Here is a 25,945-nt window from a genome sequence, read left to right as displayed (position 1 = left end):
CCCATTGACGGTCAAGGGCGCCCAGCGCCTGCGCGCCGAACTGGAAGAACTGAAGTCGGTGAAGCGTCCGGCCGTGATCGCCGCGATCGCCGAAGCGCGCGCGCACGGCGACCTCAAGGAAAACGCCGAATACCACGCCGCGCGCGACCAGCAAAGCTTCATCGAAGGCCGCATCAAGCAGCTCGAATCCGAGTTGTCCAACGCCCAGCTGATCGACGTCGCCACCCTCAACGCCGGTTCGAAGGTCGTATTCGGCGCCACGGTGGACTTGGCCGATACCGAGACCGACGAGCAGAAGACCTACCAGATCGTCGGCGACCTGGAGGCGGACATCAAGCAGGGCATGATCGCGATCTCGTCGCCAGTGGCGCGCGCGCTGATCGGCAAGTTCGAGGGCGATGCGGTGACGATCGATGCGCCGGCGGGGCAACGCGAGTACGAGATCGTCGGCGTCCGCTACCTCGGCTGATCGCGCCGGATGCCGACGCTGACGCTGCTGTTGCCGGCCAGCGAACGGCTTCCCGGTTCCCTGCCGCCGACGCTCGGCAAGGCGCTGGGGCGGGCGGACTGGCATGCGCATGGCGAAACCGGCGAACGGGCACAACTGCAGCGCAGCTTCGATATCATCCCGCGAGGCTGGCCAGTGGCGGCGATGACGCGCGCACTGGACGTCGGCGACGTCGCCGGCGCGACCTGGCTGCGCGCCGATCCGGCCTGGGTCCGACCTGACATCAATGGCGCGCGCCTGATGGCCTGCGGCGGGCGCCTGCAGCCCACGCAGGCGGATGTCGATGCGCTCCTGCCTGCCTTGCGCCCGGTGTTCGGTGATGCCGGCTTCGCGCTCGACGCGCCGGATCCGTCGCGCTGGTACCTGCGGATGCCAACTGGTTCCACGTTGCCCGACTTCGCGGATCCCGAGGATGCCCTGGGAGCGGACCTGTTCGACTTCATGCCGCGCGAGAGCGATGCCGTTGCCAGGCGCTGGCGCGCGCTGGACAGCGACATCCAGGTGACGTTGCACAACCATCCATGGAATGCGCGGCGCATTGCGGCCGGAAAGCCGCCAATCAATGCATTGTGGTTCTGGGGCGCCGGCGCCTCGCCCGATGCCGTGCGTTGCGCCGGGCGGATGGTGCTGTCGGACGACGCCATGCTCGTGGCTCTCGCGCGCGCCGCCGGAGTCGGGCATGCGCCCAGGGCGGGCTTTGCCGATCCAGTACTCGACACCCTGCTCGACCTTCGCGACGCGCGGGATCTCGACTGCATCGCAGGCGACTGGCTGCTACCGGCATTGCGGTGCAACCGACGGGGCATCGTGTCACGGCTTGTGCTGGATTTCGCCGATGGCAGTGTCTGCCTGGTCGAGCGGTCGCAGCGCTGGCGCATTTGGCGAAAGCCGCTGGCCGGTCTTTCGCGGCAGCCTGCACGTGGAGACGCGGCATGACGGTGTCCAGGCGCATCCGGCGTCGCGACTCCGTGGTCCCCGGCGCATGGCCCGAGCACGTGCCTGCGCTGTTGCGCCGCGTGCATGCGATGCGCGGCGCATTGGACATCGAACAGGCGCAACCCAGGCTGGCGCAGTTGCTGCCGCCGGACTTGCTGTCGGGCATCGATGCGGCGATCGCCCTGCTGGTCGATGCGATCGATCGCGACCAGCACATCGTCGTCGTTGGCGACTTCGATTGCGATGGCGCCACCGCCTGCGCCGTTGGCGTGCGGGGCCTGCGCATGCTCGGCGCGCGGCGGGTCTCGCACGCTGTGCCCAACCGCATGGTCCACGGCTACGGGCTGACGGTGGGGCTGGTCGACGACCTTGCAGCGCTGCAGCCAGACCTGCTGGTCACGGTCGACCACGGCATCGCTTGCCATGCCGGCATCGCGGCGGCAAAAGCGCGCGGATGGCGGGTTCTGGTCACCGACCACCACCTGGCGGGGGATGCCCTGCCGCCGGCGGATGCGATCGTCGATCCCAACCAGCCCGGCGACGCCTTCCCCAGCAAGATGCTGGCGGGCGTCGGGGTGATCTTCTACGTGCTGCTGGCCCTGCGCGCGCGCCTGCGCCAACTCGGGCGCTTCGATGGCACGCCCGCGCCAGACCTGTCCACGCTGCTCGACCTGGTCGCGATCGGCACCGTCGCCGACCTGGTGCCGCTGGACACCAACAACCGCGCACTGGTCGCGGCCGGATTGCGCCGGCTGCGCGCCGGCCAGGGGTGCGCGGGCCTGAACGCGCTGGCGGAAGTGGCCGGTCGCGACGTGCGCCGGCTGTGCGCCAGCGACATCGGCTTCGGCCTGGCGCCGCGCATCAACGCCGCCGGCCGGCTCGAGGACATGGCGGTCGGCATCGCCTGCCTGCTCAGCGACGACGCCGGCCATGCGCGCGAACTGGCGGCCACGCTCCACCGCATCAATGGCGAGCGGCGCGCGGTGCAGCAGCAGATGACCGACGACGCGGAGATCGCCGTGGGCGACATCGCCCCCGCGGGGGGCGAGGTGCCGCCGGTGCTGTGCCTCTACGACGCGCGCTGGCATCCCGGGGTCGTTGGCTTGGTGGCGTCGAAGCTCAAGGAGCGGCATCACCGCCCGGCCGTCGCGTTCGCGCCCGCCGAGCCCGGCAGCACGCGGCTGCGAGGCTCCGCGCGCTCGATCCCCGGCCTGCACATCCGCGATGTGCTCGCGGCGGTCGACACCGCGCACCCGGGTCTGATCGAGCGGTTCGGTGGCCACGCCATGGCGGCGGGGCTGAGCCTGGCGGTGGAGGCGCTGCCGCGCTTCCAGGCGGCGCTGGGCGACGCCGTGCAGCGCCTGCTCGACCCGGTGCTGCTGCGCGACGAGATCGCCAGCGACGGCCCGCTCGAAGCGCACGAATTCACCCGCGCCAGCGCCGACGCCCTGCGCGACGGCGGCCCCTGGGGGCAGGGTTATCCGGAGCCGCTGTTCGACGGCGAATTCGAGTTGGCCGGCTGGCGCATCGTCGGGGAGCGCCACCTCAAGCTCGAATTGCTGCAGCAGGGCCGGCGCCTCAACGCGATCGAATTCGGCGGCTGGTCCGGCGTGGCACCGCCCGATCGCCTGCGGCTCGCGTTCCGGCTCGAGGCGGACGAGTATCGCGGCGGCGATGCGGTGCAACTGGTGGTCGTCCACCGCGAGCGCGCGTAGCACCGTCCTGGGAGTCGGCGCCACGCTACATTCCATCGCGCCAGCGTGACTTGCCGTGCAGCCGCGTGGTCGGGCTACAGGCACGGTCGCGGCCTGCCGGCAGGCGGCGCGCGATGCCGGCCTGCTAGAATCTGCAGCCTTTCGCGCCAACTTCGTCGCCCATGATCGAACTCAATCCCGTCCGCCAGCGCATCGCCGACCTTCGCAGCCGATTGCATGCGTTACGGGGGTTTCTTTGACTACGACGCCAAGGTCGAGCGGCTGGAGGAAGTCAGCCGCGAACTCGAGAATCCCGACATCTGGAATGATTCGGAGCGCGCGCAGGCCCTGGGCCGCGAGCGTTCGCTGCTCGACAAGACCGTCAACGGCATCCGCGAACTGAGCGAAGGCCTGGCCGGGGCGAACGAACTGCTCGACCTGGTCGAGCTCGAGGACGACCAGGACACCGCGAACGCGATCGTCGAGGACGTCGAGCGCTACGCCCGTGGCGTGGATGCGCTGGAATTCCAGCGCATGTTCTCCGGCAAGATGGATTCGCATTCGGCCTTCGTCGACATCCAGGCCGGCGCCGGCGGCACCGAAGCACAGGACTGGGCCGAGATGCTGCTGCGCATGTACCTGCGCTGGGCCGAATCGCGCGGCTGGAAAACCGAGCTGATGGAAGTCAGCGGCGGCGATGTCGCCGGCATCAAGTCCGCGACCTTCCGCGTCGACGGCGACTACGCCTACGGCTGGCTCAAGACCGAAATCGGCGTGCACCGGCTGGTGCGCAAGTCGCCGTTCGATTCCGACAACCGCCGCCATACCAGTTTCACCTCGGTGTTCGTGTCGCCCGAAGTCGAGGACGACATCGACATCGACATCAACCCGGCGGACCTGCGCACCGACGTCTACCGCTCCTCCGGCGCCGGCGGCCAGCACGTCAACAAGACCGAATCCGCGGTGCGCATCACCCACATCCCGACCAATACCGTCGTGGCCTGCCAGACCGGCCGCAGCCAGCACCAGAACCGCGACACCGCGATGAAGATGCTCGCCGCCAAGCTGTACGAACTGGAAGTGCAGAAGCGCAACGCCGAAAAGGACGCGCTGGAAGCCACCAAGTCCGACATTGGCTGGGGCAGCCAGATCCGCAACTACGTGCTGGACCAGTCGCGGATCAAGGACCTGCGCACCGGCGTGGAGCGCAGCGACACGCAGAAGGTGCTCGACGGGGACCTGGACGAATTCGTCGAGGCGAGCCTGAAGTCGGGGCTCGAGGCCGGATCCAAGCGCAGCGACGCGACCTGACAACCGATATCGTCATTCCCGCCTGCGGGATGATTCAAGACCGACGCTCGTCCTCGGATGCCGGGACAGTCGTCGGACGACCAGCTTCCTGCGCGGCAACGACGAGCAGACCATGACCGACCAAGCGCCAGAACCAGCCCTCGACGAAAACCACCTGGTCGCCGAGCGCCGCGGCAAGCTCGCCGCGCTGCGTGCGCAGGGCGTGGCATTCCCGAACGATTTCCGCCGCGCCGATTACGCGCAGGACCTGCAGGACGCCTACGCCGATGCCGATCGCTGGACCGGCGAAGCGCTGGAAGGCGAGGGCAGGCGCGTCGCATTGGCCGGGCGTCTGCTCGCCAAACGGGTGATGGGCAAGGCGGCGTTCGCGCAGGTCCAGGACGTGTCCGGTCGCATCCAGCTGTTCCTGCAGGCGACGACGCTGGGCCAGGCTTATGACGCATTCAAGGGGTGGGACGTCGGCGACATCGTCGCGGCGACCGGCACGCTCATGCGCACCAAGACCGGCGAACTCTCGGTCAAGGCCGACACCCTGCGCCTGCTGACCAAGTCGCTGCGACCGCTGCCGGACAAGTGGCATGGGCTGAGCGATGTCGAGCAACGCTATCGGCAGCGCTACGTCGACCTGATCGTCAATCCCGAGGCGCGCGAGGTGTTCGTGCTTCGCTCGCGGATCATCGCCGCACTGCGTCGCTGGCTCGACGCGCGGCGCTTCCTCGAAGTCGAGACGCCGATGATGCATTACCTTGCCGGCGGCGCAACGGCCAAGCCCTTCACCACCCATCACAACGCGCTCGACCTGGACCTGTACCTGCGCGTGGCGCCGGAGCTTTACCTCAAGCGGCTGGTGGTCGGCGGCTTCGAGCGCGTGTACGAAATCAACCGAAATTTCCGCAATGAAGGCGTCAGCACCCGGCACAATCCCGAGTTCACCATGCTCGAACTGTACGAGGCTTACGCCACGTATGACGAAGTGATGGATCTGACGGAACGGATGATCCGCGAGGTCGCCAGCGAAGTGCTGGGACGCACCGCCGTGCAATGGGAAGGTGATGCCATCGACCTGGGCCCGGCGTTCCGGCGCTGGAGGATGGACGACGCCGTCCGCCAACTGAACCCCGGCATCTCCGCCGCCGACTGCCGCGACCGTGAGGCGCTCGCGCGCCATTGCCAGCGCCTGCAGATCCACGTCAAGCCGTCTTACGGCTGGGGCAAGCTGCTGCTGGAGATCTTCGAGAAGACGGTCGAGGGCGGGCTGGTCCAGCCGACCTTCATCACCCATTACCCGGTGGAGGTTTCGCCGCTGGCCCGCGAGTCGGACACCGAGCCCGGCATCACCGACCGCTTCGAACTATTCGTCGGCCGCCGTGAACTGGCCAATGGCTTTTCCGAGCTCAACGATCCGGAGGACCAGGCGGCGCGATTCCGCGCCCAGGTCGAAGCCAAGGCCGGCGGCGACGAGGAAGCCATGCACTACGACGAGGACTACATCCGCGCACTGGAGGTGGGGCTGCCGCCGACCGGGGGCCTCGGCGTGGGGATCGACCGGCTGGTGATGCTGCTGACCGACTCCGCCTCGATCCGCGACGTGCTCCTGTTCCCCTACATGCGGCCGGTCGCCACCCCGTGACGGCGGGTTGCGGCAAGGTTCGCCGCAATAGGGCATCATCTGACCGCCGCGGGGAGTGACTGACGTTGACCAAGGGCAGCGCAGTCGCTATTTCGTGGCACCTTTCTTGCTCCGGCTGGTGTGGGTTGCCACCGTCACCGTGAGGATTCCGCCATGGCCTTGCAAGCAGTCCGCGCGCCGGTGCAATGGGACCATTCGGTGAACATCGTCATCGTCGACGACCAGACGTCCGCGCGCACCATGCTGCGGCACATCCTGGAGGACATCAGCCCGGAACTGCAGGTGCTGGATTTCAGCGACCCGCAGGCGGCGCTGGACTGGTGCGAAGCCAACCGCCCGGACCTGCTGCTGCTGGATTACCGGATGCCCGGCATGGACGGGCTCGAGTTCGCGCGCCGCTTCCGGCGCCCGCTGATGCATCGCGACGTGCCGATCGTGCTGGTCACCGTCGTCGGCGACGAGCCGATCCGCCAGGCGGCGCTCGACGCCGGCGTCATCGACTTCCTGGTCAAACCGGTGCGCCCACGCGAGCTGCGCGCGCGCTGCCGAAACCTGCTGCAGTTGCGCCAGCAGTCCGAATCGGTGAAGCAGCGGGCGATGTCGCTGGAGCAGCGGCTGCTGTCGAGCATGCACGAGGTCGAGGAGCGCGAGCGCGAGACGCTCTCGCGGCTGGCGCGGGCGATCGAATACCGCGACGCCGGCACCAGCGCCTACCTGGAGCGGATGTCACATGTCGCCGGCCTGATCGCCGAGGAACTCGGCATGTTCGAGGACGAGGTTCGGCTGATCGAACTGGCAGCGCCCTTGCACGACATGGGCAAGATCGCCATCCCCGATGCCGTGCTGCTCAAGCCCGGTCCGCTGGACGATGGCGAGGTCGGCACCATGCGCCGGCATCCGCAGATCGGCCACCACCTGCTCAGCGGCAGCCAGAACCGCTTCATCCAGGTCGGCGCGGTCATCGCCCTGCGCCACCACGAACGCTACGATGGCAGCGGCTATCCCGATGGCCTGGTCGGGGAGGAGATCCCGATCGAGGCGCGCATCGTCGCCGTGGCCGATGTACTCGATGCGCTGCTGTCGCCGCGCCCCTACAAACCGGCATGGACGCTGGATGATGCCCTGGACTACCTGCGCCAACAAAGCGGAATCCTTTTCGATCCACGCTGTGTCGAGGCACTGCTGCGTAGCCGTGACCGGCTCGCGGAAATCTGCGCCCGGTATTCGTCGGTCTCCAAGCGCCCTGGCGTGGAGTAGGCGATGAACGCGCTGCTTGCGCGGGCCAGGAAGCGCCTGTCCAACCGCCCGGACAGCGAACATGCGCAGGTCCTGGTGCGCATGGCGATCACGGCGCTGTTTGCGACCTACCTCGGGTGGCAGTACCTGCACGGTGCCGACACCGGAAGCCTGCTGGCGGCATGGTTGATCCTGATCGGCGAGTTCGCCGTCGCCACCGGCCTGCTGCTGGCCATCCTCGAGCAGCCCGGGGTCTCGCACGTACGGCGCTGGATCGGGATGCTCAGCGACTATGCCGCCATCGGCGCGATCATGTGCCTGGAAGGCGCGGTCGCCTCGCCGCTGTTCGCGGTGTTCCTGTGGGTGACGATCGGCAACGGCATGCGCTACGGCAACCGCTACCTGCGGTTCGCGACCGCGATGGCCGTGCTCTCCTTCGGCACGGTGATCGCGCTGTCGCCGTACTGGCGCGCCAACCCCTATCTCGGCTGGGGCCTGCTGGTCGGGCTGGCCGCCGTGCCGTTGTATTTCGACTCACTGCTCAAGGCACTCAACCGGGCCATCGACGACGCACGGCGCGCCAACCAGGCCAAGAGCCAGTTCCTGGCCAACATGAGCCATGAGTTCCGCACCCCGCTCAACGGATTGGCGGGCATGTCCGAACTGCTGGCGACCACCCGCCTGGATCCCGAGCAGCGCGAGTGCCTGAACACCATCCAGGCCTCGACCCGAACGCTGCTGGCATTGGTCGAGGACGTACTGGACATCTCGGCGATCGAAGCCGGCAAGCTCAAGCTCAATCCCTCGGAGTTCGCCCCGCGCGAACTGGTGCAGAGCGTTGCGCTGATCCTGCAGCCACAGGCACGCGCCAAGCAGTTGCATTACGAGGATGCCGTCGACGACGACGTCCCGCGCTTGCTGCGGGGCGATGTCGCCCACGTGCAGCAGGTGCTGATCAACCTCGCAGGCAATGCGGTGAAGTTCACCGACGAGGGATCGGTTCGGCTCGAAGTCGCCCTCGCTGGTGGTGATGCGGCCAATCCCCGCGTGCGCTTCACCGTCACTGACACCGGCATCGGCATCCCCATGGCCGCGAGCAAGCGCTTGTTCGAGGCGTTCGAGCAGGCCGATGCGGGGCTTGCGCGGCGCCATGCCGGCACGGGCCTGGGGACGACGATCGCCAAGGGCCTGACCGAGGCCATGGGCGGCACCATCGGGTTCGAAAGCGCGGAGCGCCAGGGCACCCGTTTCTGGGTGGAATTGCCCTTCGCCAGCGTGCCCGAGGCCACTCCCAGGGCGCATCACGCACCTGCCGTCGACCAGGCGTCCGCGGCGCAGGCGCACGAAGACCCGTCGGCGGAAAACGTCATCGCCTTCGCCAATCCGTTCCTGCGCCATCGCGCGCGCGTCCGCAGCCTGTCGGTGCTGATCGCCGACGACAACGGCGCGAACCGGATGGTCGTGCAGCGCCTGTTGCAGAAGGCCGGGCATCGCCCCGTCTGCGTGGATGGCGGGGAAAAGGTCCTGGACCTGGTTTCTTCCGCCGATTACGACGCGGTCATCGTCGACCTGCACATGCCCGGGCTCAGTGGCCTGGACCTGCTGAAGCAACTGCGCGTGATGGAGGCCGGCGGAGGTCGGCGGACCCCGGTCATCGTCCTGAGCGCCGATGTCACCCCCGACGCGATCCAGGCCTGCGAGCGGGCAGGAGCCCGTGCCTTTCTCGCCAAGCCGGTTTCCACCGCTCGGCTGCTCGATACGCTGGCGGACATCGCCACCAATGGTTTGATCAGCCGCTCGTTCGCCGACGTTCGTGGCGCTGCAGCGGCCGGGGGTGAGGTGTTCGACCCCACCGTGCTCGATGAACTGGGCGCGCTGGCGCTGGGCAGCAACTTCGAACTCGAATTCGTTTCGCAGTGCCTGCGCGATGCCGACGCCTGCATCGAAGCCCTGGCCGATGCCGGAAAGAGCGCCGATTGGGACCACGTCCGCGAGCAGGCCCACGCCCTCAAGGGCGTGGCTGGCAACTTGGGCCTGGTCAAGCTCGCTGCGGTCGCCGGGGAACTGATGCGCCTGGCCGAGAACCAGGTCGCCGATGAGTGGCCGACCCGGCTGCGCGGCCTGGCCGAGCGACTGGAGGAAGGCAGGAAGATACTGGAGGCGCGGCAGCGTTCGCGCACCACCGCTTCCGACGGCGGCGAACGCTCCCCCTGACGCCCATCAAGCGGCCTCGGTGCCCGCTCGCCGGACCTGCGCCCGCACCAGTCGCTCCATCGTGCGCAGCGATTTCTCGCCCAGCTGCAATGCGGTATCCACCCAGATTTCGGTGATCCGCATCATTTCCTCCAGCGTCACCGACTGGGACTCCATCCGCACGCGGTGCATGGCGGCGCGCGCGTGCGAAATCCGGCCGTTGGCGCGGATCACATCCTCGACCGCTTGCACGCCCTGGCCACGTGGCACGAGAACGTCGACCAGTCCCATCGCATGCAGTTGCGCGGCATCGAAAACGTTGCCTTCCAGCATCAACTTCTCGGCCGCATGCGGGGCAATGCGCTGGCACAGGAACGAATACGCTCCCATCCCCGGGAACAGGTCGAACAGCACTTCGGGAAGGCCCATCAGCGCGCCTTCTTCGGCGACGATGGTATGGCAGCTCAATGCCGCCTCGAAGCCGCCCCCAAGGGCGTCACCCTGGACCAGCGCAATGGTGTGCGCGCCGACGCCCAGGCCGGCGTGGAAGGCGTGCACGCCGCGCACGCAGCGGCGGGCGTAATCGAGCAGCCGCTCGCGGTCGCCAAGCTTGATCAGGCGGCAGAACAGGTCCAGGTCCCCGCCGAGATTGAAGGCGGCATTGTCGGACGCCAGCACGACGTGCGGCAGCCGGGTGCCGCCGTGCACGGCCTGGAGACGGCCGGCAAGGTCGCGCTGGTAGGCGATGATGTCGTCGACCAGCTGGGTCGAGAAACAGGCGCGGCCGACGGCAAGGTCCGCGTGCATGTTGCACCAGTACACCCCGCGTCCGGCGTCTTCCACGACGCGCAAGGTCTTCCCGGGATCGGTGCGAAGAAAAGGTTGGGCCACAGACATGGGAACTCTCCGAGGGATGAGCCGCCCGATCGGTCGCGTGGCGAGGCGGCTAGGGCAACCAGTAGCTGCGTCCGACCCGGAATCTATGCGCCCAAAGCATCGCCGCCGCAAGGGATTTCTGTCGGCGGGGGTGGCGTGAAGGCAGCGCCGGCAGGCGCCGCGGAGACCGGCGGAGTCAGCCCGCGGCGGGCGCGTCGCGCAGTTCGCGGCGGAGGATCTTGCCGACGTTGGTCTTCGGAAGTTCGCTGCGGAACTCCACGTAGTGCGGCCGCTTGTAGCCGGTCAGGTATTCGCGCGCATAGGCCTTTACCTGCTCGGTGGTGAGCGCCGGATCGCTGCGGACGATGACGACCTTGACCGCCTCGCCGGACTTCTCGTCCGGCACGCCGACCGCCGCGACTTCGCGAACGCCCGGCATTCCCGACAACACATCCTCGATCTCGTTCGGGTACACGTTGAATCCCGAGACCAGGATCATGTCCTTCTTGCGGTCCACGATGTAGAAGAACCCACGCTCGTCCATCCGCGCCATGTCGCCCGTATGCAGCCAGCCTTCGGCATCGATGACCTGGGCGGTCTCTTCCGGGCGCTGCCAGTAGCCGCGCATCACCTGCGGGCCCTTGATGCACAGTTCGCCGACTTCGCCGACGGGCAGGTGGTTGCCGACCTCGTCCTTGACGCAGGCGTCGGTGGAGGGCACCGGCAGCCCGATTGCGCCGTTGTACTCGGCGATGTCCATCGGATTGATGCATGCAGCCGGCGAGGTCTCGGTCAGGCCGTAGGCTTCGACCAGCGTGCAGCCGGTGACCTGCTTCCAACGCTCGGCGACGGAGCGCTGCACCGCCATGCCGCCGCCCAGGGTCATCCGCAGCCGGGAGAAATCCAGGCGGTCGAATCCGGGCGTATTGAGCAGGCCGTTGAACAGCGTGTTGACGCCGGTGATCGCGGTGAACGGAATCTTCGACAGCTCCTTGACGAAGCCGGGCATGTCGCGCGGGTTGGTGATCAGGTGGTTGAAGCCCCCGAGCTTCATGAAGACCAGCCCGTTCGCCGTCAACGCGAAGATGTGGTACAGCGGCAGCGCGGTGACGATCACTTCCTCGCCAGCGCGCACGTTGTTGACGATCCATGCCGCGGACTGCTGCATGTTCGCCACCAGGTTGCGGTGGGTGAGCATCGCTCCCTTGGCCACGCCGGTGGTGCCGCCGGTGTACTGCAGGAAGGCGATGTCGTCTGAGCGGATCTCCACCCGCGGCACCGGATGCCTGCTTCCGGCCTCGAGCGCATCGCGGAAGCGCGTCGCGCCTGACAGGTGGTAGGACGGCACCATCCGCTTGACGTACTTCAGGACGAAATTCACGATGCCGCGCTTCGGGAAGTCAAGCATGTCGCCCAGGCCGCTGGTCACGACATGTCGCACAGAGGTATCGGCGATGACTTCGGCGACCGTGTGGGCGAAATTGTCGAGCACGACGATCGCGCTTGCGCCCGAGTCCACCAGTTGATGTCGCAGTTCGCGCGCTGTGTAGAGCGGGTTGACGTTCACCACCGTCATCCCGGCGCGCAGGATGCCGAACGTCGCGACCGGATACTGCAGGCAGTTGGGCATCATGATCGCAACGCGGTCGCCGCTCTTGAGCTGCAACTCCTCGAGCAGGAATGCCGCGAAACGCGCGCTCAGTGCATCTACTTCCGAGTACAGGAGCGTCTTGCCCATGTTGGCGAAGGCCGGGCGGTCGCGATAGCGGTCGATCGCCCGCTCCAGAACCGAGACGACGGAGGGAAATTCATCGACATCGATTTCCGCCGGCACGCCGGGCGGGTAGTGCGCGAGCCACGGACGCGAATCCATCGAATTCCCCTGTCATGCTGCAGCGCGGCAATGCACAAAGCACGACCGTACACCCGTCAAACGATTTGATCACACGCTCGCCGCGGGTGACAAGCCGAGCCAAAGGCGATGCACAATCATGCAGACGCAGGCCACGGGAGCCCCGGCATGGGCTTTGCAGATTCCTTCCGCTTCGCCTCGTTGGCGTTCTTCTTCGCCTTGTCGCTGGGCGCATGCACGCGGACGACGCCGGAGCAGCACCTGCGCGATGCACTGGGCCGATTCCAGGCAGGCATCGAATCGCGGGATGCGGGGGCGGTGAAAAAGACCCTCGCTGACGACTTCATCGGCCCCGGCGGGCTGGACCGGACCAGCGCCGTCCGGCTGGCGCAAATGACCTTCATGCAACACCCGGACATCGGCGCGACGCTTGGCCCGCTGCAGATCAGGTGGTTCCCGTCGGCAGCCAATCCCGATCATGCCGCCGTGGAATTCAGTGCCGTGCTGACCGGCGGCTCCGGCGCGATGTTGCCCGACCAGGCACAGGTCTACCAGGTCAAGACCGGGTGGCGGCGCGAAGGCGACACCTGGCGGCTCACCAGCGCCACGTGGACCCCATGACGATCCCGTCGCGCCGGCCCCCGATGCGGCTTCGCCTTGTCCGGGCTACGAATCATCGCAGCGTCACGTCCGTCAACCCCATCAGGCTCGACCGAACGCGCCCGCCGCAGCCCGGGTAAGCGCAGCGCACCCGGGGTGGCGAACCCGGATGCGGCAACACCTTGTCCGGGCCACGAATCCCAGGCGCCGCCCCCTCAGGCCGCCTTGCGTGCCGCCAGCTGGCGCAGCACGTAGTGCAGGATGCCGCCGTTGCGGAAGTACTCGACTTCCTTGGGCGTCAGCAGCAGCACGCGCACCTGGAAGGTGATCGCGGTGCCGTCGGTGCGGGTCGCCACGACCGTCGCCGTCTTCGACGCACCATCGGCCAGGCCGGTGATGCTGATCGTCTCGCTGCCATCCAGGCCCAGCGTGCGTGCGTTCTGGCCTTCCATGAACTGCAGCGGCAGGACGCCCATGCCGACCAGGTTGGAGCGGTGGATGCGCTCGAAGCTCTCGGCCACGACCGCCTTGATGCCCAGCAGGATCGTGCCCTTGGCCGCCCAGTCGCGCGACGAGCCGGTGCCGTATTCCTTGCCGGCGAACACCACCAGCGGCACGCGGTCCGCCTTGTACTTCATTGCCGCGTCGTAGATCGCGAGTTTCTCGGGTTGGGCGCCCTGCTTGGCGAAGTACAAGGTGTTGCCGCCTTCCTCGCCACCGAGCATCAGGTTCTTGATGCGGATGTTGGCGAAGGTACCGCGCACCATCACGTCGTCATTGCCGCGGCGCGAACCGTAACTGTTGAAATCCGCCGGCTGCACGCCGCGCGACTGCAGGAAGCGGCCTGCCGGCGAATCCTTCTTGATGTTGCCGGCGGGGGAGATGTGGTCGGTGGTGATCGAATCGCCGAACAGGCCGAGCACGCGCGCGCCATGCAGGTCGTCGATGCTTCCGACGTGCATGGTCATGCCTTCGAAGTAGGGCGGATTCTTTATGTAGGTCGACGCCTCGTCCCAGGCGTAGCTCTCGCCGTCCGGGGACGCGATCTGGTTCCAGCGGCTGTCGCCCTTGAACACGTCCGCGTAGTTCTGCGCGAAGAGCTCCGGCCCGACCGTCGCGGCGATCATGTCGCCGATCTCCTGGTTGGTCGGCCAGATATCGCGCAGGAAGACGTCCTTGCCCTCGGGTGTCTGCCCCAGCGGCTGCGTGGTCAGGTCGATGTCGACCGTGCCCGCCAGCGCGTAGGCCACCACCAGCGGCGGCGAAGCGAGGTAGTTCATCTTCACCTCGGGATGCACGCGGCCTTCGAAGTTTCGGTTGCCCGACAACACCGAAGCGACGACGAGGTCGTTCTGCGCGATGCCCTGCGAGACTTCCTCCGGCAGCGGACCCGAATTGCCGATGCACGTCGTGCAGCCGTAGCCGACGACGTAGAAGCCGATCTGCTCGAGGTCGGCGAGCACGCCGGCCTTGCGTAGGTAATCGGTGACCACCAGCGAGCCGGGACCGATCGACGGCTTCACCCACGGCTTGGGCTTGAGCCCCAGGCGCGCGGCCTTGCGCGCGAGCAGGCCCGCACCGAGCATCACCGCCGGGTTGGACGTGTTGGTGCACGAGGTGATCGCGGCGATGACGACCGAGCCATCGGTCAGTTCGCAATCCTGGTCGCGGATGCGGATCTTCGATTTCGGGCTGGCCGCCAGGTGCTCGGCCTGCGGCTGGTCGCCGCCTTCGTCGTCGAAGCGCTTGAGCTCGGACTTCTTCGCCTTGCGGTCCGCGGTCAGCAGGCCATCGAGGTTGACGCGGAAGTTGTCCTGCATCTTTTCCAGCAGCACGCGGTCCTGCGGGCGCTTGGGACCGGCGAGCGAGGGACGCACGTCGGCGAGGTCCAGCTCGAGCGTCGCGCTGTAGCTGGCGTGCGGGGAGTCGGGCGTGTGCCACAGCCCTTGCGCCTTGGCGTAGGCCTCGACGAGCGCGATCTGTTCCTCGCTGCGGCCGGACAGGCGCAGGTACTTCACCGCCTCGGCGTCGATCGGGAAGATGCCGCAGGTCGCGCCGTATTCCGGCGCCATGTTGGCGATCGTGGCGCGGTCGGCCAGCGGCAGGTGCTGCAGGCCGTCACCGAAGAATTCGACGAACTTCCCCACCACCCCGAGCGCGCGCAGCATCTGCGTCACGGTCAGCACCAGGTCGGTGCCGGTCGCGCCTTCGGGCAGCCTGCCGGTCAGGCGGAAGCCCACGACCTGCGGGATCAGCATCGACGAGGGCTGGCCAAGCATCGCGGCTTCGGCCTCGATGCCGCCCACGCCCCAGCCGAGCACGCCGATGCCGTTGATCATCGTGGTGTGCGAGTCGGTGCCGAACACCGTGTCCGGGAACGCCAGCAGCTCGCCGTCGACGACGCGCTCCATCACCACCCGCGCGAGGTTCTCCAGGTTCACCTGGTGGACGATGCCGGTGTTGGGCGGCACCACCTTGAAGTTCTGCAGTGCCTTCTGGCCCCAGCGCAGGAAGCTGTAGCGCTCCTTGTTGCGTGCGAATTCGATTTCGCCGTTGAGTTCCAGCGCATCGGCGCGGCCGAACACATCGACCTGCACCGAGTGGTCGATCACCAGCTCCGACGGAATCAGCGGATTGATCTGCGACGGGTTGCCGCCCAGCTTGGTCACCGCGTCGCGCATCGCCGCCAGGTCGACCACGCAGGGCACGCCGGTGAAGTCCTGCAGCAGCACGCGCGCCGGCATGAAGGCGATTTCCGTTTCGGATTCCGCCTTCGGATCCCATTTCGCCACCGCCTCGATGTGCGCCGGGAGCACCGTCACGCCGTCCTCGTGGCGCAGCAGGTTCTCCAACAGGATCTTCATCGAGTAGGGAAGGTGCGCCAGGTTGAAGCGCTCCCCCAGCCTGGGCAGGCTCGGGTAGGCGTACGACTTGCCATTGACGGACAGATGGGCGCGGGTGGCGAAGGAGTCGGCCATGGAAGGGCTCCGGGCAGTCAAAGGGGGAGGCGGGGGAAAACACCGCGTTCAGCCGCCTAATTATGCCGCAAAGCGGGGGCCCCTGGCCGTGTACCGTCCGCGGCTGGTGACTTGGCAGCGGCGATCCCCGATGAGAGGCGCGCGCTGGCGCCAGCACGGTACGGCGAAAGCTGCATGGCAGCGCTCTGCCGCCGACCGCGGGCGGCGCTGCCTGTGGTTGCGGGAAAACGCACGCATGCTTCCATCCTGCCGACGACATGGAGGAAGCCGGGTCGCCAACGCCGGCGACACTCTTGCCCCCCGGCCAACGCCCGCAGCCGGCCATGTCCTTATGATTGCGGGCACGCCGCGTTGGACGGCCGATGTCCGACCCCTGCGGTCCATCCGCAAGCAGAAGGGGAAACTTGGGGAAGCCGCTGCGTTCGAGGTGGCCGGCCAGCACTGACTGGCCGAACGCGCATGAAGCTCAGGGCGCCAGCCAACGATCGATCGCCGCAACCAGCTCCCGCCGCCGCAGCAGGAAATCCCACATGCTGCCGCCCAATTGGCGCCACAGTACAGCCGATCGCAATGCGGCCAGCAGGACGGCGCGGATCTCGGCGACGACGGCCGCCTGGCCCAGATAGTGCGGATTCCCCTTGACCAGCACCCGTGGCCGCAACTGGCTGACGGTTTGCGCGTAGAGGGTGCCCAGGGAAGCGAGCACGTCAGGGTGCGTCGCGCCCAGGCGCCCGGCAGTCGGCGCCAGTTCGAGGATGCCGTCATGGACGCGACCGGCCACGGCGTCGCGACTGAAGCGCTGCTCCAGCTGCAGCACCGACAGCACCAGCCGGGGCAGCAGCTCATCGCGCGCTTCATTGCGGAAGTAGCGTTGCAGCAGTACCAGTCCAGGACGCAGCGCGGCTTCTCCGCCGTAAACCGCGGCCGGCGTGTCGGCATCGATCCGGAACACGCTTTCCAGCGCAGTCTGCAGGATCGCGCCGTCGCCCTGTCCTGTCTCGGCGATGCCACGCACCTGCTGCAACGCCTGGGCCAGGCCAGCGAGCGCAAGAACGCGGGGGTCGCGACGGCCAGGCTGTCGTCGGTCGATTGCCGGGATCATGCGGCCTGTCCGCGCATCGCCGACTCCATGGGCGCATCCGTGGCCTGGATCACGGCTCCGCCCAGGCAGGTATCGCCCAGGTAGAGCACCAGTGACTGTCCGGGCGTCACCGCGCGCTGCGGGCGTGCGAAGCGCACGTCGACGCCGCCATCGTCCCGGACTTCCACCTCGCAGGACTCCGGTGGCTGCCGGTAGCGTGTCTGCGCCAGGCAGCTGAACCGGGTCGCCGGCGGCTCTCCAGCGATCCAGTGCGCCGGTTCGGACTGCAGGGCGCGCGACTGCAGCCAGCTGCTGTTGCTGCCCTGATCGACATAGAGGATGTTGCGCGCGACATCCTTGCCGACCACGAACCACGGCGCCGCGGGCCGTCCCCGCACGCCGCCCAGCTGCAGCCCTTCGCGCTGGCCGAGGGTGAAATAGAACACGCCCGGGTGCTGGCCGAGCACGCGCCCCTGCGGATCGCGGATCTCGCCCGCTCTCGCCGGCAGGTAGCGCGACAGGAAACTGCGGAAGTCGCGCTCGCCGATGAAGCAGATGCCGGTGGAATCGCGCTTGGCCGCGGTCGGCAGGCCGGCATCGGCGGCGATGCGCCGCACCTGATCCTTGTGCAATTCGCCCAGCGGGAAGCGCGTTGCCGCCAGTTGCTCCTGGCCCAGCTGGTGCAGGAAGTAGCTCTGGTCCTTGGATGCATCGAGCGCGCGCAGCAATTGCCAGCGCCCCTCGTGGCGGACGATGCGCGCGTAGTGGCCTGTCGCGATCCGGCCTGCGCCTAGCTCACGGGCGGCATCGAGGAAATGCTTGAACTTGATCTCCCGATTGCAGAGCACGTCCGGGTTGGGCGTGCGCCCGGAGGCGTACTCGTCGAGGAATGTCGCGAACACGCCTTCCAGGTATTCGCGGGAGAAGTCCCTGAAATGGATCGGGATGCCGATCCTGCCGCAGACGGCGACGGCATCGCGACGATCCTCCCCGGAACGGCAGTCGCCGGTGCCGTCGTCGGCCCAGTTGTGCATGAAAAGGCCGGAAATGTTTTCGCCCGATTCGTGCAGCAACAACGCGGCGACCGACGAGTCGACGCCACCGGACATTCCGACGATCGTTTCCGGGGCGGTCATGGCACCTGTTGCAGCAACGACAGCGGCTGGCGGCGCCCGGCCAGGTAATCGGCAACGGCCTGCCAAACCAGCGGGCTGCGGTGACGGTCGGAAGCGTCGGTCAACTCCGCCGGCGTCATCCAGGTCGCGCAGACGATGCCTTCGTCCAGCTTGCGCGTCGGATCCAGCCGCACCGGGTCGGCGGCGAAGGCGAAGCGCAGGTAGTGGCGCCCCCCGCTGCCATCGGGCTGTGTCGGGGCCTTCCACTGGTAGGCGCCGATGAACGCCGTCAGGCGCACGTCCCAGCCGGTCTCCTCGCGGGTTTCACGCAAGGCGGCATCCGCCAGGCTCTCGTCCGGTTCCAGGTGGCCGGCCGGCTGGTTGATGACGATGCGTCCATTGACGCGCTCCTCCACGCACAGCAGCCGGCCGTCGCGGACGACGACGGTGGCCACGGTGACGTCTGGCTGCCAGAACCGGCCTTCGCGATAGCTCATGCGGGCATTGTCCGCCGCCGGGCGTCGTCGCGTCCATGCCGCGCCGCAGCGGGGGGCCGCCCGGCATTCGTATAATCCGGCCATGCCCAACAAACCCGGAAACGAACGCGACCACGGCGTGCTGGTCGAAACCTCGAAGCCGGAAGTGGCACGGCCGCCGCTGTATTCCGTGCTGCTGCTGAACGACGATTACACGCCGATGGAATTCGTCGTCGAGGTGCTCGTGCGCTTTTTTGCGATGAACATCGAAAAAGCCACCCAGATCATGCTCCACGTGCACACCCGGGGCCGGGGTGTGTGCGGCGTCTACACGCGCGAGGTGGCAGAGTCGAAGGTGGCGCAGGTGAACGAATACTCACGGCTGAACCAGCACCCGCTGTTGTGCACCATGGAGAAGGCGTAAACATCGGCTCCAGGAGCGGCCGGCGGGGGCTTGTACCCGGCAGGCAACCGCCCCACATCCTCGGCAGTGGATCTACCGGAGGGCGAAGGCCCCATGTTCAGCAAAGACCTCGAATACAGCATCGGCCAGTGCTACAAGCGCGCCCGCGAAGCGCGCCATGAGTACATGACGGTCGAGCACCTGCTGCTGGCGCTGCTCGACAACCCGTCGGCCGAACTGGTCCTCAAGGCCAGCGGCACCGATTTCCCGCGCCTGCGAACCGAATTGGAACAGGCGATCGACAAGTCGGTCGTCAAGCTCGACGCCGAGGACGGCCGCGACACCCAGCCGACGCTCGGTTTCCAGCGCGTGCTGCAGCGCGCCGTCTACCACGTGCAGTCCTCGGGCAAGAAGGAGGTGACGGGCGCCAACGTGCTGGTCGCGATCTTCGGCGAAAAGGACTCCCATGCCGTCTACTACCTGAACCAGCAGGACGTGACGCGACTGGATGTCGTCAATTATCTGTCCCATGGCATCGCCAAGCAGGGCGGCGGCGAGGAGTCCCATGGCCACGAGGAAGGCACCCGCGCCGAGGGCGCCGAAGGCGAGGGCAAGGGCGACGCGCTCGCTGACTATGCCAACAACCTCAACGAGCAGGCGCTCGCGGGCAAGATCGATCCGCTGGTCGGCCGTGGAGAAGAGGTCGAGCGCACCATCCAGGTGCTGTGCCGCCGCCGCAAGAACAACCCGCTTTACGTCGGCGAAGCCGGCGTGGGCAAGACCGCGCTGGCGGAAGGGCTGGCCAAGCGCATCGTCGATGGCGACGTGCCGGACGTGCTCGCCGACGCGGTGATCTACGCACTGGACCTGGGCGCGCTGGTCGCGGGCACCAAGTACCGCGGCGACTTCGAGAAGCGGCTCAAGGCCGTGCTCGCGGCGATGAAGAAGATCCCCGGCGCGGTGCTGTTCATCGACGAGATCCACACCATCATCGGCGCCGGATCGGCCAGCGGCGGCACCATGGATGCGTCCAACCTGATCAAGCCGGCGTTGGCGTCGGGCGACCTGCGCTGCATCGGGTCGACCACGTTCCAGGAATACCGGGGCATCTTCGAGAAGGACCGCGCCCTGGCCCGGCGCTTCCAGAAGATCGACATCGTCGAGCCTACCGTTGGCGAAACCGTCGAGATCCTGCACGGCCTGCGCCCCAAGTACGAGGCGCACCACGGCGTCAGCTACGCCGACGAGGCGTTGCAGGCGGCGGTGGACCTGTCGGTCAAGCACATCGGTGACCGCTTGCTGCCGGACAAGGCGATCGACGTCATCGACGAAGCCGGCGCTCGCCAGCGCCTGCTGCCGCTGGAACAGCGCAAGTCGCTTATCGACGTCGAGGAAGTCGAGACGATCGTGGCGAAAATGGCGCGGATCCCCGCCAAGCAGGTGAGTGCGTCCGACAAGGACGTGCTGCAGCACCTGGAGCGCAACCTGAAGATGGTGATCTTCGGCCAGGATCCGGCGATCGGCACGCTGACGTCGGCGATCAAGCTGGCGCGCTCGGGCCTGGCGAACCCGGAAAAGCCGATCGGCAATTTCCTGTTCGCCGGCCCGACCGGCGTCGGCAAGACCGAGGTCACCAAACAACTGGCGTTGCAGCTGGGCATCGAACTGGTGCGCTTCGACATGTCCGAGTACATGGAGCCGCATTCGGTGTCGCGCCTGATCGGTGCGCCCCCGGGCTACGTCGGCTTCGACCAGGGCGGCCTGCTGACCGAGAAGATCGTCAAGACGCCGCACTGCGTGCTGCTGCTCGACGAGGTCGAGAAGGCGCATCCGGACATCTTCAACATCCTGCTGCAGGTCATGGATCGCGGCGTGCTGACCGATACCAACGGCCGCGAGGCGAACTTCAAGAACGTGATCCTGGTGATGACCACCAATGCAGGCGCCGCGCAGGCGGCACGCCGCACGATCGGCTTCACCAAGCAGGACCACAGCACCGATGCGATGGAGATCCTGCGCAAGAGCTTCACGCCGGAATTCCGCAACCGGCTCGATGCGGTGGTGCAGTTCCAGCCACTGGGGCTGGAGCACATCCTGCGCGTCGTCGACAAGTTCCTGATCGAGCTGGAGGCCCAGCTGCACGAGAAGAGCGTCAGCCTGTCGGCAACCCCGGCCGCGCGGGAATGGCTGGCCCAGCACGGATTCGACCCGCTCATGGGGGCGCGGCCGATGGCGCGCGTGATCCAGGAACGGATCAAGCGGCCGCTCGCCGACGAGTTGCTGTTCGGAAAGCTCGTGCGGGGCGGTCGGGTCAGCATCGATGTGGCCGAGGGCGAATTGACGGTCGATTCGCAGCCTGAGCCCGAGAAGCTGTTGCCCGTCACGGTCTGAGGGCGCGGCAAGCGACTGCTGCGGACAACGCGCAGGGTCCCGGGTCCACGAAAAAGGCGGCCAATGGCCGCCTTTTCATGTCGTCCGGTTTATGCCGCGACGCGTTATTTCATGCGATAGGTGATCCGGCCCTTGCTCAGGTCGTAAGGCGTCATCTCGACCTTGACCTTGTCGCCGGTGAGGATGCGGATGTAGTTCTTGCGCATCCGGCCCGAGATGTGGGCGATGATTTCGTGGCCGTTCTCCAGCTTCACCCGGAACATGGTGTTCGGGAGGGTTTCGGAGACCGTGCCTTCGAATTCGATGACGTCGTCTTTCGCCATGTGGTTCCTGGTATGCGGTGCGGCAGGCAGCACGCCCGCGGGGTCTGGCGGAAAGTCGCCGGGAAAGTCGGGCATTCTGGCATGCCGGGCAGGGCGGACGCAAAAACACGCCCTTCAGGCGGCGAGCTCACGGGCCGGGAATTCCCCGAAACGCCCGCTCCAGCCGGTTGTCGAGTCGGCGTCGCCGACGAGCACGCCGATCCGGGCCAGGAACGCCTCGCGTGCCAATGGCCGCGCACCCATGCGCAGGAGATGCGGATTCTCGACCTGGGCGTCAATCAACGGCCAACCCCACTGGTCCAAGCGCCGGGCCAGCGCGGCCAGGGCAACCCTGGATCCACCGGAGCGGGCGCTGAACATGCTTTCCCCGAAAAACATCCTGCCGATCGCAACGCCATAGATGCCGCCGACGAGATCATCACGGTCGAAGACTTCCACCGAGTGCGCGTGCCCGAGCCGATGCAGCCGGCCGTACGCCGCGCGCATGTCGTCGCTGATCCACGTCCCACGCTGTCCGGCCCGCGGAGCCTGCGCGCATGCCGCGACCACAGTGTCGAACGCCGTATCGGCGCGCGCGATCCAGGTGGACTGGCGCAGGCTGCGACGGAACCGGCGCGACAGGTGCACCGCGTCGGTCGCGAACACCAGGCGCGGGTCAGGCGACCACCAAAGGATCGGCTGTCCTTCGGAGAACCACGGGAAGATGCCCGCCCGGTAGGCATGCAACAGGCGTTCTGGCGACAGGTCGCCACCGGCCGCGAGCAGGCCATCGGGTTCACGCAGGGCCTGCGCCACCGGTGGGAACGGGGCTTGGGGATCATGGCCCAGCCAGGGCAGCGCGAACGACATGCGCCCATTGTAGGAGCGGGTCTGGAAGCGATGCGCCAAGGCCGCGGACCAGACTGCAAGTCACGTCCAGCCCGGCATCACATCGCGCGGAACGGCGTATGGGTCTCCAGCAGCGCCTTGTAGCGCAGCACCGATTCGGCTTCCTGCGCACACCACGGCGCGAGCGCCTGGGCGAACGCCTGATCGGCAATCCAGTGCCGGCTGTGCACCAATGCGGGCAGGAATCCGCGCGCCAGCTTGTGCTCACCCTGCGCGCCCGGCTCGAACCGCTGCAGGCCTTCGCGCAGGCAGTAGTCGATGCCCTGGTAGTAGCAGGTCTCGAAATGCAGTCCCGCGACCGTTTCGACCGCACCCCAGTAGCGTCCGTAGAGCGTATCGCCGCCACGCAGGCACAACGCGCCGGCGACCGGCATGCCGCCGCGATCGGCAAGGAACAGCACCACCTGGCGCGGCATCGTCCGTGCCAGGTGCTGGAAAAACGCCCGCGTCAACGTCGGCGTGTTGCCATAGTCGGCGAAGGTCTGCAGGTAGAAGCCATGCATCGCGGCAAGGTCGGCGTCGCTGGCCTCGTCCCCATGGAGGACCCGGAAAGAAACACCGGCACGCGCGACCTTCGCCCGTTCCTGCCGGATGTTCTTCCGATGCTTGTGGTCCATCGCAGCGAGGAAGGCGTCGAAGTCGGCCCAGCCGGCGGTATTGCGCCAGTGGTATTGCACATCGACGCGCGACAGCCAGCAATCGCCCAACGCCGCCGAGTCGGATGCCTGGAGGAAATTCACGTGTGCCGACGACAGCCCGCCCTGCCGGGCCATGGCTTCGATCGCATCGACCAGCCGCGAGCGCGCGTCTTCATCGCGCGCCAGCAGCCGCGGACCCGAGACAGGCGTGTAGGGCACCGCGCACAGCCACTTCGGGAAATAGTCCTGGCCGTGGCGCGCATAGGCGTGCGCCCAGGCATGGTCGAAGACGAACTCGCCGTGGGAGTTGGTCTTCAGGTAACCCGGCGCCGCGGCGACCAGGCAGCCGTCGTCCCACAGCGCCAGGTGGCACGCCGTCCAGCCGTTGCGTGGCTGCAGCGCGCCGGTGGATTCCAGGCCGGACAGGAAGGCGTGCGCGACGAACGGGTTGCGCCCGTCATGCAGCACGTCCCAATCCGCCGCAGCGACCTCCGACAGGCTTCCGACGATGCGCGCCACGCTCATCGGGCAGCCGCGTCAGGCGTCCTTGTCGAGGAACTTCTCCGCGTCCAGCGCGGCCATGCAGCCGAAGCCAGCGGAGGTGATCGCCTGGCGGTAATGCTGGTCGGCGACGTCGCCGGCGGCGAAGACGCCCTTGACCGAAGTCTCGGTCGCGCCGCCGGCCAGGCCCGAGCGGATCTCCAGGTAGCCGTTGTTCATCGCCAGCTGGCCTTCGAACAGCGACGTGTTGGGGGTATGCCCGATGGCGACGAACAGGCCATGGATGGACAGGTCGCGGGTGGCGTTGTCCAGCGTCGAGCGCACGCGCAGCCCGGTGACGCCCGCCTCGTTGCCCAGCACTTCGTCGACCACGTGGTGCCAGACCGGTTCGATCTTCCCGGACTGGATCTTCGCCTGCAGCTTGTCCTGCATGATCTTTTCCGCCCGCAGGGTGTCGCGGCGATGCACCAGGTAGACCTTCCGCGCGATGTTGGCCAGGTACAGCGCTTCCTCCACCGCGGTGTTGCCGCCGCCGACGACCGCGACATCCTGGTCCTTGAAGAAGAATCCGTCGCAGGTCGCGCAGGCCGAGACGCCACGGCCCTTGAATTTCTCCTCCGATTCCAGGCCCAGGTACTTCGCGGTCGCGCCCGTGGCGATGATCAGCGCATCGGCGGTGTACTCGCCGTTGTCGCCCTTGAGCCGGAACGGGCGCTGCGACAGGTCGGCGCTGTGCACGTGGTCGAAAATGACCTCGGTGTCGAAGCGCTCGGCGTGCGCCTGCATCCGCGTCATCAGATCCGGCCCCATCAGCCCGTGCGCATCGCCGGGCCAGTTGTCGACCTCGGTGGTCGTCATCAGTTGCCCGCCCATCTGCAGCCCGGTGACCAGCACCGGCTTCAGGTTGGCGCGGGCGGCATAGACGGCGGCGGTCCAGCCGGCAGGGCCGGAACCGAGGATGAGCAGGCGGGAATGCTTGGAGGGGGTCATATATAATCGCGGGTTATGCGGGGCGTCGATCAACGACGCGTTCGCGGACGATGGAAACGGGCCTCACGCGCGCCGTGACCGGATGCGACATAGCTTGGAGGCGTCGTCGCGGCAACACAAGGCGCTGACTGGGGACGTCGGTTTCCATCCGCGGGTTCCATCCTGTTTTTCCAACCACATTCCTGTCCGGCGGTGCCGCGCATGCGGCAGCCCGCGGACGCAACGGAGATCGGCAATGCGTATCGGCGTCCCCAAGGAAACCAAGACCCTAGAAGGGCGCGTTGCGCTCGTTCCCGCCGCCGCCGGCGACCTGGTCAAGCGCGGCCACGAGGTCTGGATCGAAAAGGACGCCGGCGTCAAGTCAGGTTTCAGCGATGAGCAGTACAGCCGGCTGGGCGTCAACATCGCGACCGACGCCGCGGCGCTGTATGCGAAGGGCGAATTGATCGTCAAGGTCAAGGAGCCGATCGCCGGCGACCTCGCGCTGCTGCGCAAGGACCACCTGCTGTTCTGCTACCTGCACCTGGCTGCGGAACCGGAACTGACCAAGCGCCTGCTCGACATCGGCCTGACCGGCGTCGCCTTCGAGACCGTCGAGCTGCCCAACGGCGACCTGCCGCTGCTGGCGCCGATGTCGGTGATCGCAGGCAAGATCGGCGTGCAGGTCGGCACGCACCTGTTGCACCAGCCGATGGGCGGCAAGGGCAAGCTGCTCGGCGGCCTGCCGTCGACCGAGCGCGGCAAGGTCGTGGTGTTCGGCGCCGGCAAGGCCGGTGGCGCGTCCGCCGCGCTGGCCGCCGCCTCGGGCGCCAACGTCACGGTGTTCGAGATGCGCAGCGACCGCATGGACGAGATGATGCAGCTGGGCAACAACGTCACCGCGCTGTATCCCTACCACGACGTCGTGGCGCGCGAAGTCGCCTCCGCCGACCTCGTCATCGGCGCGGTGCTGGTCACCGGCGCCAAGGCACCGCACGTGCTGACCCGCGACATGCTCAAGGCGATGGAGCCGGGCAGCGTGGTCGTCGACATCGCGATCGACCAGGGCGGCTGCTTCGAGACCTCGCGGCCGACGACCTGGAAGGATCCGACCTACGTGGAGGAAGGCGTCACCCATTTCTGCGTGACCAACATGCCCGGCGCCGTGCCGCAGACCTCCTCGCAGGCGATCTGCGCGGCAATCCTGCCGTGGGTGAACAAGCTGGCGTCCGGCGACTGGCGCGGCAACGAGGCACTGGTGCGCGGCATCAACGTCGAGGGCGGCAGGATCGTCCACCCGGCGCTGCGGGACATGGCGCTCTGAGCCTCCGTGACCCCTCCCGTTC

General features: G+C 67.5%; 21 protein-coding genes. 11 read left to right on the top strand and 10 right to left on the bottom strand.

Annotated elements, in window-relative coordinates; genetic code table 11:
- Positions 1 to 4: 4 nt before the first annotated feature.
- The 7 genes from greA (at position 5) to G7B67_RS02485 (ending at position 9,529) form a co-directional block, all read left to right on the top strand.
- Positions 5 to 469 carry a transcription elongation factor GreA gene (gene greA, locus G7B67_RS02515; RefSeq protein ID WP_484482025.1) on the top strand — a complete coding sequence of 155 codons (465 nt, stop codon included), beginning with the start codon at positions 5 to 7 and terminating at the stop codon, positions 467 to 469.
- Between the two features lie 9 nt (positions 470 to 478).
- On the top strand, positions 479 to 1,444 hold the full coding sequence (locus tag G7B67_RS02510; protein ID WP_166207301.1) for a phosphoglycerate mutase: 966 nt from the start codon (positions 479 to 481) through the stop codon (positions 1,442 to 1,444).
- A complete protein-coding gene (gene recJ / locus G7B67_RS02505; RefSeq protein ID WP_166207298.1) occupies positions 1,441 to 3,159 on the top strand; it encodes a single-stranded-DNA-specific exonuclease RecJ in 1,719 nt (572 codons plus the stop codon). The genes G7B67_RS02510 and recJ overlap by 4 nt, the downstream gene beginning before the upstream one ends.
- A 161-nt stretch (positions 3,160 to 3,320) precedes the next feature.
- A protein-coding gene (gene prfB / locus G7B67_RS02500) for a peptide chain release factor 2 (protein ID WP_166207295.1) occupies positions 3,321 to 4,449 on the top strand; the annotation gives its coding sequence in 2 pieces (ribosomal slippage) (positions 3,321 to 3,395 and positions 3,397 to 4,449; 1,128 coding nt in all).
- Between the two features lie 112 nt (positions 4,450 to 4,561).
- Positions 4,562 to 6,079 (top strand): lysine--tRNA ligase, encoded by a 1,518-nt coding sequence (gene lysS, locus G7B67_RS02495; RefSeq protein WP_166207292.1) that lies wholly within the window; start codon positions 4,562 to 4,564, stop codon positions 6,077 to 6,079.
- A gap of 153 nt (positions 6,080 to 6,232) precedes the next feature.
- A complete protein-coding gene (locus G7B67_RS02490; protein WP_166207289.1) occupies positions 6,233 to 7,336 on the top strand; it encodes a response regulator in 1,104 nt (367 codons plus the stop codon).
- Positions 7,337 to 7,339: 3 nt separating this feature from the next.
- Positions 7,340 to 9,529, top strand: a complete 2,190-nt coding sequence (locus G7B67_RS02485; protein ID WP_166207286.1) for an ATP-binding protein — start codon at positions 7,340 to 7,342, stop codon at positions 9,527 to 9,529.
- A gap of 6 nt (positions 9,530 to 9,535) precedes the next feature.
- Here G7B67_RS02485 and G7B67_RS02480 read toward each other — a convergent pair whose 3' ends face one another.
- Together G7B67_RS02480 and G7B67_RS02475 are read right to left on the bottom strand one after the other, a co-directional pair.
- Entirely contained in the window at positions 9,536 to 10,405 is an 870-nt protein-coding gene (locus G7B67_RS02480; RefSeq protein WP_166207283.1) for a crotonase/enoyl-CoA hydratase family protein, read from the bottom strand.
- 175 nt (positions 10,406 to 10,580) lie between these two features.
- A complete protein-coding gene (locus G7B67_RS02475) occupies positions 10,581 to 12,257 on the bottom strand; it encodes a long-chain fatty acid--CoA ligase (RefSeq protein WP_166207280.1) in 1,677 nt (558 codons plus the stop codon).
- A gap of 147 nt (positions 12,258 to 12,404) precedes the next feature.
- On the opposite strand from G7B67_RS02475, the gene G7B67_RS02470 reads away from it, so the two are divergent.
- Positions 12,405 to 12,857 carry a nuclear transport factor 2 family protein gene (locus G7B67_RS02470; RefSeq protein WP_166207277.1) on the top strand — a complete coding sequence of 151 codons (453 nt, stop codon included), beginning with the start codon at positions 12,405 to 12,407 and terminating at the stop codon, positions 12,855 to 12,857.
- 194 nt (positions 12,858 to 13,051) lie between these two features.
- On the opposite strand, the gene acnA is transcribed toward G7B67_RS02470, so the two are convergent.
- The 4 genes from acnA to G7B67_RS02450 form a co-directional block, all read right to left on the bottom strand.
- Positions 13,052 to 15,814 (bottom strand): aconitate hydratase AcnA, encoded by a 2,763-nt coding sequence (acnA, locus tag G7B67_RS02465; RefSeq protein ID WP_166207274.1) that lies wholly within the window; start codon positions 15,812 to 15,814, stop codon positions 13,052 to 13,054.
- A gap of 466 nt (positions 15,815 to 16,280) precedes the next feature.
- Complete coding sequence (locus G7B67_RS02460; RefSeq protein WP_166207271.1) at positions 16,281 to 16,916, bottom strand: lysogenization protein HflD; 636 nt, start codon at positions 16,914 to 16,916, stop codon at positions 16,281 to 16,283.
- Positions 16,913 to 18,031 (bottom strand): tRNA 2-thiouridine(34) synthase MnmA, encoded by a 1,119-nt coding sequence (mnmA, locus tag G7B67_RS02455; RefSeq protein ID WP_166207268.1) that lies wholly within the window; start codon positions 18,029 to 18,031, stop codon positions 16,913 to 16,915. Before mnmA ends, G7B67_RS02460 begins: the two co-directional genes overlap by 4 nt.
- The gene (locus tag G7B67_RS02450; RefSeq protein ID WP_166207265.1) at positions 18,028 to 18,507 is read right to left on the bottom strand and encodes an NUDIX hydrolase; all 480 of its coding nucleotides are present in this window, start codon (positions 18,505 to 18,507) and stop codon (positions 18,028 to 18,030) included. The genes mnmA and G7B67_RS02450 overlap by 4 nt, the downstream gene beginning before the upstream one ends.
- Before the next feature lie 82 nt (positions 18,508 to 18,589).
- Here G7B67_RS02450 and clpS point away from each other — a divergent pair, with 82 nt between their 5' ends.
- Positions 18,590 to 18,910 (top strand): ATP-dependent Clp protease adapter ClpS, encoded by a 321-nt coding sequence (gene clpS, locus G7B67_RS02445; RefSeq protein ID WP_166207262.1) that lies wholly within the window; start codon positions 18,590 to 18,592, stop codon positions 18,908 to 18,910.
- Between the two features lie 93 nt (positions 18,911 to 19,003).
- Entirely contained in the window at positions 19,004 to 21,280 is a 2,277-nt protein-coding gene (gene clpA / locus G7B67_RS02440; RefSeq protein ID WP_166207259.1) for an ATP-dependent Clp protease ATP-binding subunit ClpA, read from the top strand.
- Between the two features lie 104 nt (positions 21,281 to 21,384).
- On the opposite strand, the gene infA is transcribed toward clpA, so the two are convergent.
- The 4 genes from infA to trxB form a co-directional block, all read right to left on the bottom strand.
- Complete coding sequence (gene infA, locus G7B67_RS02435; protein WP_159015819.1) at positions 21,385 to 21,603, bottom strand: translation initiation factor IF-1; 219 nt, start codon at positions 21,601 to 21,603, stop codon at positions 21,385 to 21,387.
- A gap of 114 nt (positions 21,604 to 21,717) precedes the next feature.
- On the bottom strand, positions 21,718 to 22,452 hold the full coding sequence (gene aat, locus G7B67_RS02430) for a leucyl/phenylalanyl-tRNA--protein transferase (protein ID WP_166207256.1): 735 nt from the start codon (positions 22,450 to 22,452) through the stop codon (positions 21,718 to 21,720).
- A 77-nt stretch (positions 22,453 to 22,529) separates the two neighbouring features.
- Entirely contained in the window at positions 22,530 to 23,654 is a 1,125-nt protein-coding gene (locus G7B67_RS02425; RefSeq protein WP_166207253.1) for a GNAT family N-acetyltransferase, read from the bottom strand.
- 12 nt (positions 23,655 to 23,666) lie between these two features.
- Positions 23,667 to 24,620: a thioredoxin-disulfide reductase gene (trxB, locus tag G7B67_RS02420; protein ID WP_166207250.1), complete on the bottom strand. Its 954-nt coding sequence runs from the start codon at positions 24,618 to 24,620 to the stop codon at positions 23,667 to 23,669.
- A gap of 235 nt (positions 24,621 to 24,855) precedes the next feature.
- Between trxB and ald the strand changes: the two genes are divergently transcribed.
- Positions 24,856 to 25,923 (top strand): alanine dehydrogenase, encoded by a 1,068-nt coding sequence (gene ald / locus G7B67_RS02415; protein ID WP_166207247.1) that lies wholly within the window; start codon positions 24,856 to 24,858, stop codon positions 25,921 to 25,923.
- Positions 25,924 to 25,945: the final 22 nt, after the last annotated feature.

Origin of the sequence: Cognatiluteimonas telluris (assembly GCF_011320095.1) — a bacterium.
Classification (GTDB): Bacteria; Pseudomonadota; Gammaproteobacteria; order Xanthomonadales; family Xanthomonadaceae; genus Cognatiluteimonas; species Cognatiluteimonas telluris.
This window is presented reverse-complemented; position numbering and strand designations above follow the sequence as displayed.

What these genes read in the sequence shown, in the direction of transcription:
- trxB (WP_166207250.1), bottom strand. Translation starts at nt 24,620, where the DNA reads ATGACCCCCTCCAAGCATTCCCGCCTGCTCATCCTCGGTTCCGGCCCT.
- mnmA (WP_166207268.1), bottom strand. Translation starts at nt 18,031, where the DNA reads ATGACCGCCCCGGAAACGATCGTCGGAATGTCCGGTGGCGTCGACTCG.
- infA (WP_159015819.1), bottom strand. Translation starts at nt 21,603, where the DNA reads ATGGCGAAAGACGACGTCATCGAATTCGAAGGCACGGTCTCCGAAACC.
- G7B67_RS02450 (WP_166207265.1), bottom strand. Translation starts at nt 18,507, where the DNA reads ATGAGCTATCGCGAAGGCCGGTTCTGGCAGCCAGACGTCACCGTGGCC.
- G7B67_RS02460 (WP_166207271.1), bottom strand. Translation starts at nt 16,916, where the DNA reads ATGATCCCGGCAATCGACCGACGACAGCCTGGCCGTCGCGACCCCCGC.
- G7B67_RS02475 (WP_166207280.1), bottom strand. Translation starts at nt 12,257, where the DNA reads ATGGATTCGCGTCCGTGGCTCGCGCACTACCCGCCCGGCGTGCCGGCG.
- aat (WP_166207256.1), bottom strand. Translation starts at nt 22,452, where the DNA reads ATGTCGTTCGCGCTGCCCTGGCTGGGCCATGATCCCCAAGCCCCGTTC.
- lysS (WP_166207292.1), top strand. Translation starts at nt 4,562, where the DNA reads ATGACCGACCAAGCGCCAGAACCAGCCCTCGACGAAAACCACCTGGTC.
- G7B67_RS02480 (WP_166207283.1), bottom strand. Translation starts at nt 10,405, where the DNA reads ATGTCTGTGGCCCAACCTTTTCTTCGCACCGATCCCGGGAAGACCTTG.
- clpS (WP_166207262.1), top strand. Translation starts at nt 18,590, where the DNA reads ATGCCCAACAAACCCGGAAACGAACGCGACCACGGCGTGCTGGTCGAA.
- G7B67_RS02485 (WP_166207286.1), top strand. Translation starts at nt 7,340, where the DNA reads ATGAACGCGCTGCTTGCGCGGGCCAGGAAGCGCCTGTCCAACCGCCCG.
- G7B67_RS02470 (WP_166207277.1), top strand. Translation starts at nt 12,405, where the DNA reads ATGGGCTTTGCAGATTCCTTCCGCTTCGCCTCGTTGGCGTTCTTCTTC.
- recJ (WP_166207298.1), top strand. Translation starts at nt 1,441, where the DNA reads ATGACGGTGTCCAGGCGCATCCGGCGTCGCGACTCCGTGGTCCCCGGC.
- clpA (WP_166207259.1), top strand. Translation starts at nt 19,004, where the DNA reads ATGTTCAGCAAAGACCTCGAATACAGCATCGGCCAGTGCTACAAGCGC.
- G7B67_RS02510 (WP_166207301.1), top strand. Translation starts at nt 479, where the DNA reads ATGCCGACGCTGACGCTGCTGTTGCCGGCCAGCGAACGGCTTCCCGGT.
- G7B67_RS02490 (WP_166207289.1), top strand. Translation starts at nt 6,233, where the DNA reads ATGGCCTTGCAAGCAGTCCGCGCGCCGGTGCAATGGGACCATTCGGTG.
- acnA (WP_166207274.1), bottom strand. Translation starts at nt 15,814, where the DNA reads ATGGCCGACTCCTTCGCCACCCGCGCCCATCTGTCCGTCAATGGCAAG.
- ald (WP_166207247.1), top strand. Translation starts at nt 24,856, where the DNA reads ATGCGTATCGGCGTCCCCAAGGAAACCAAGACCCTAGAAGGGCGCGTT.
- G7B67_RS02425 (WP_166207253.1), bottom strand. Translation starts at nt 23,654, where the DNA reads ATGAGCGTGGCGCGCATCGTCGGAAGCCTGTCGGAGGTCGCTGCGGCG.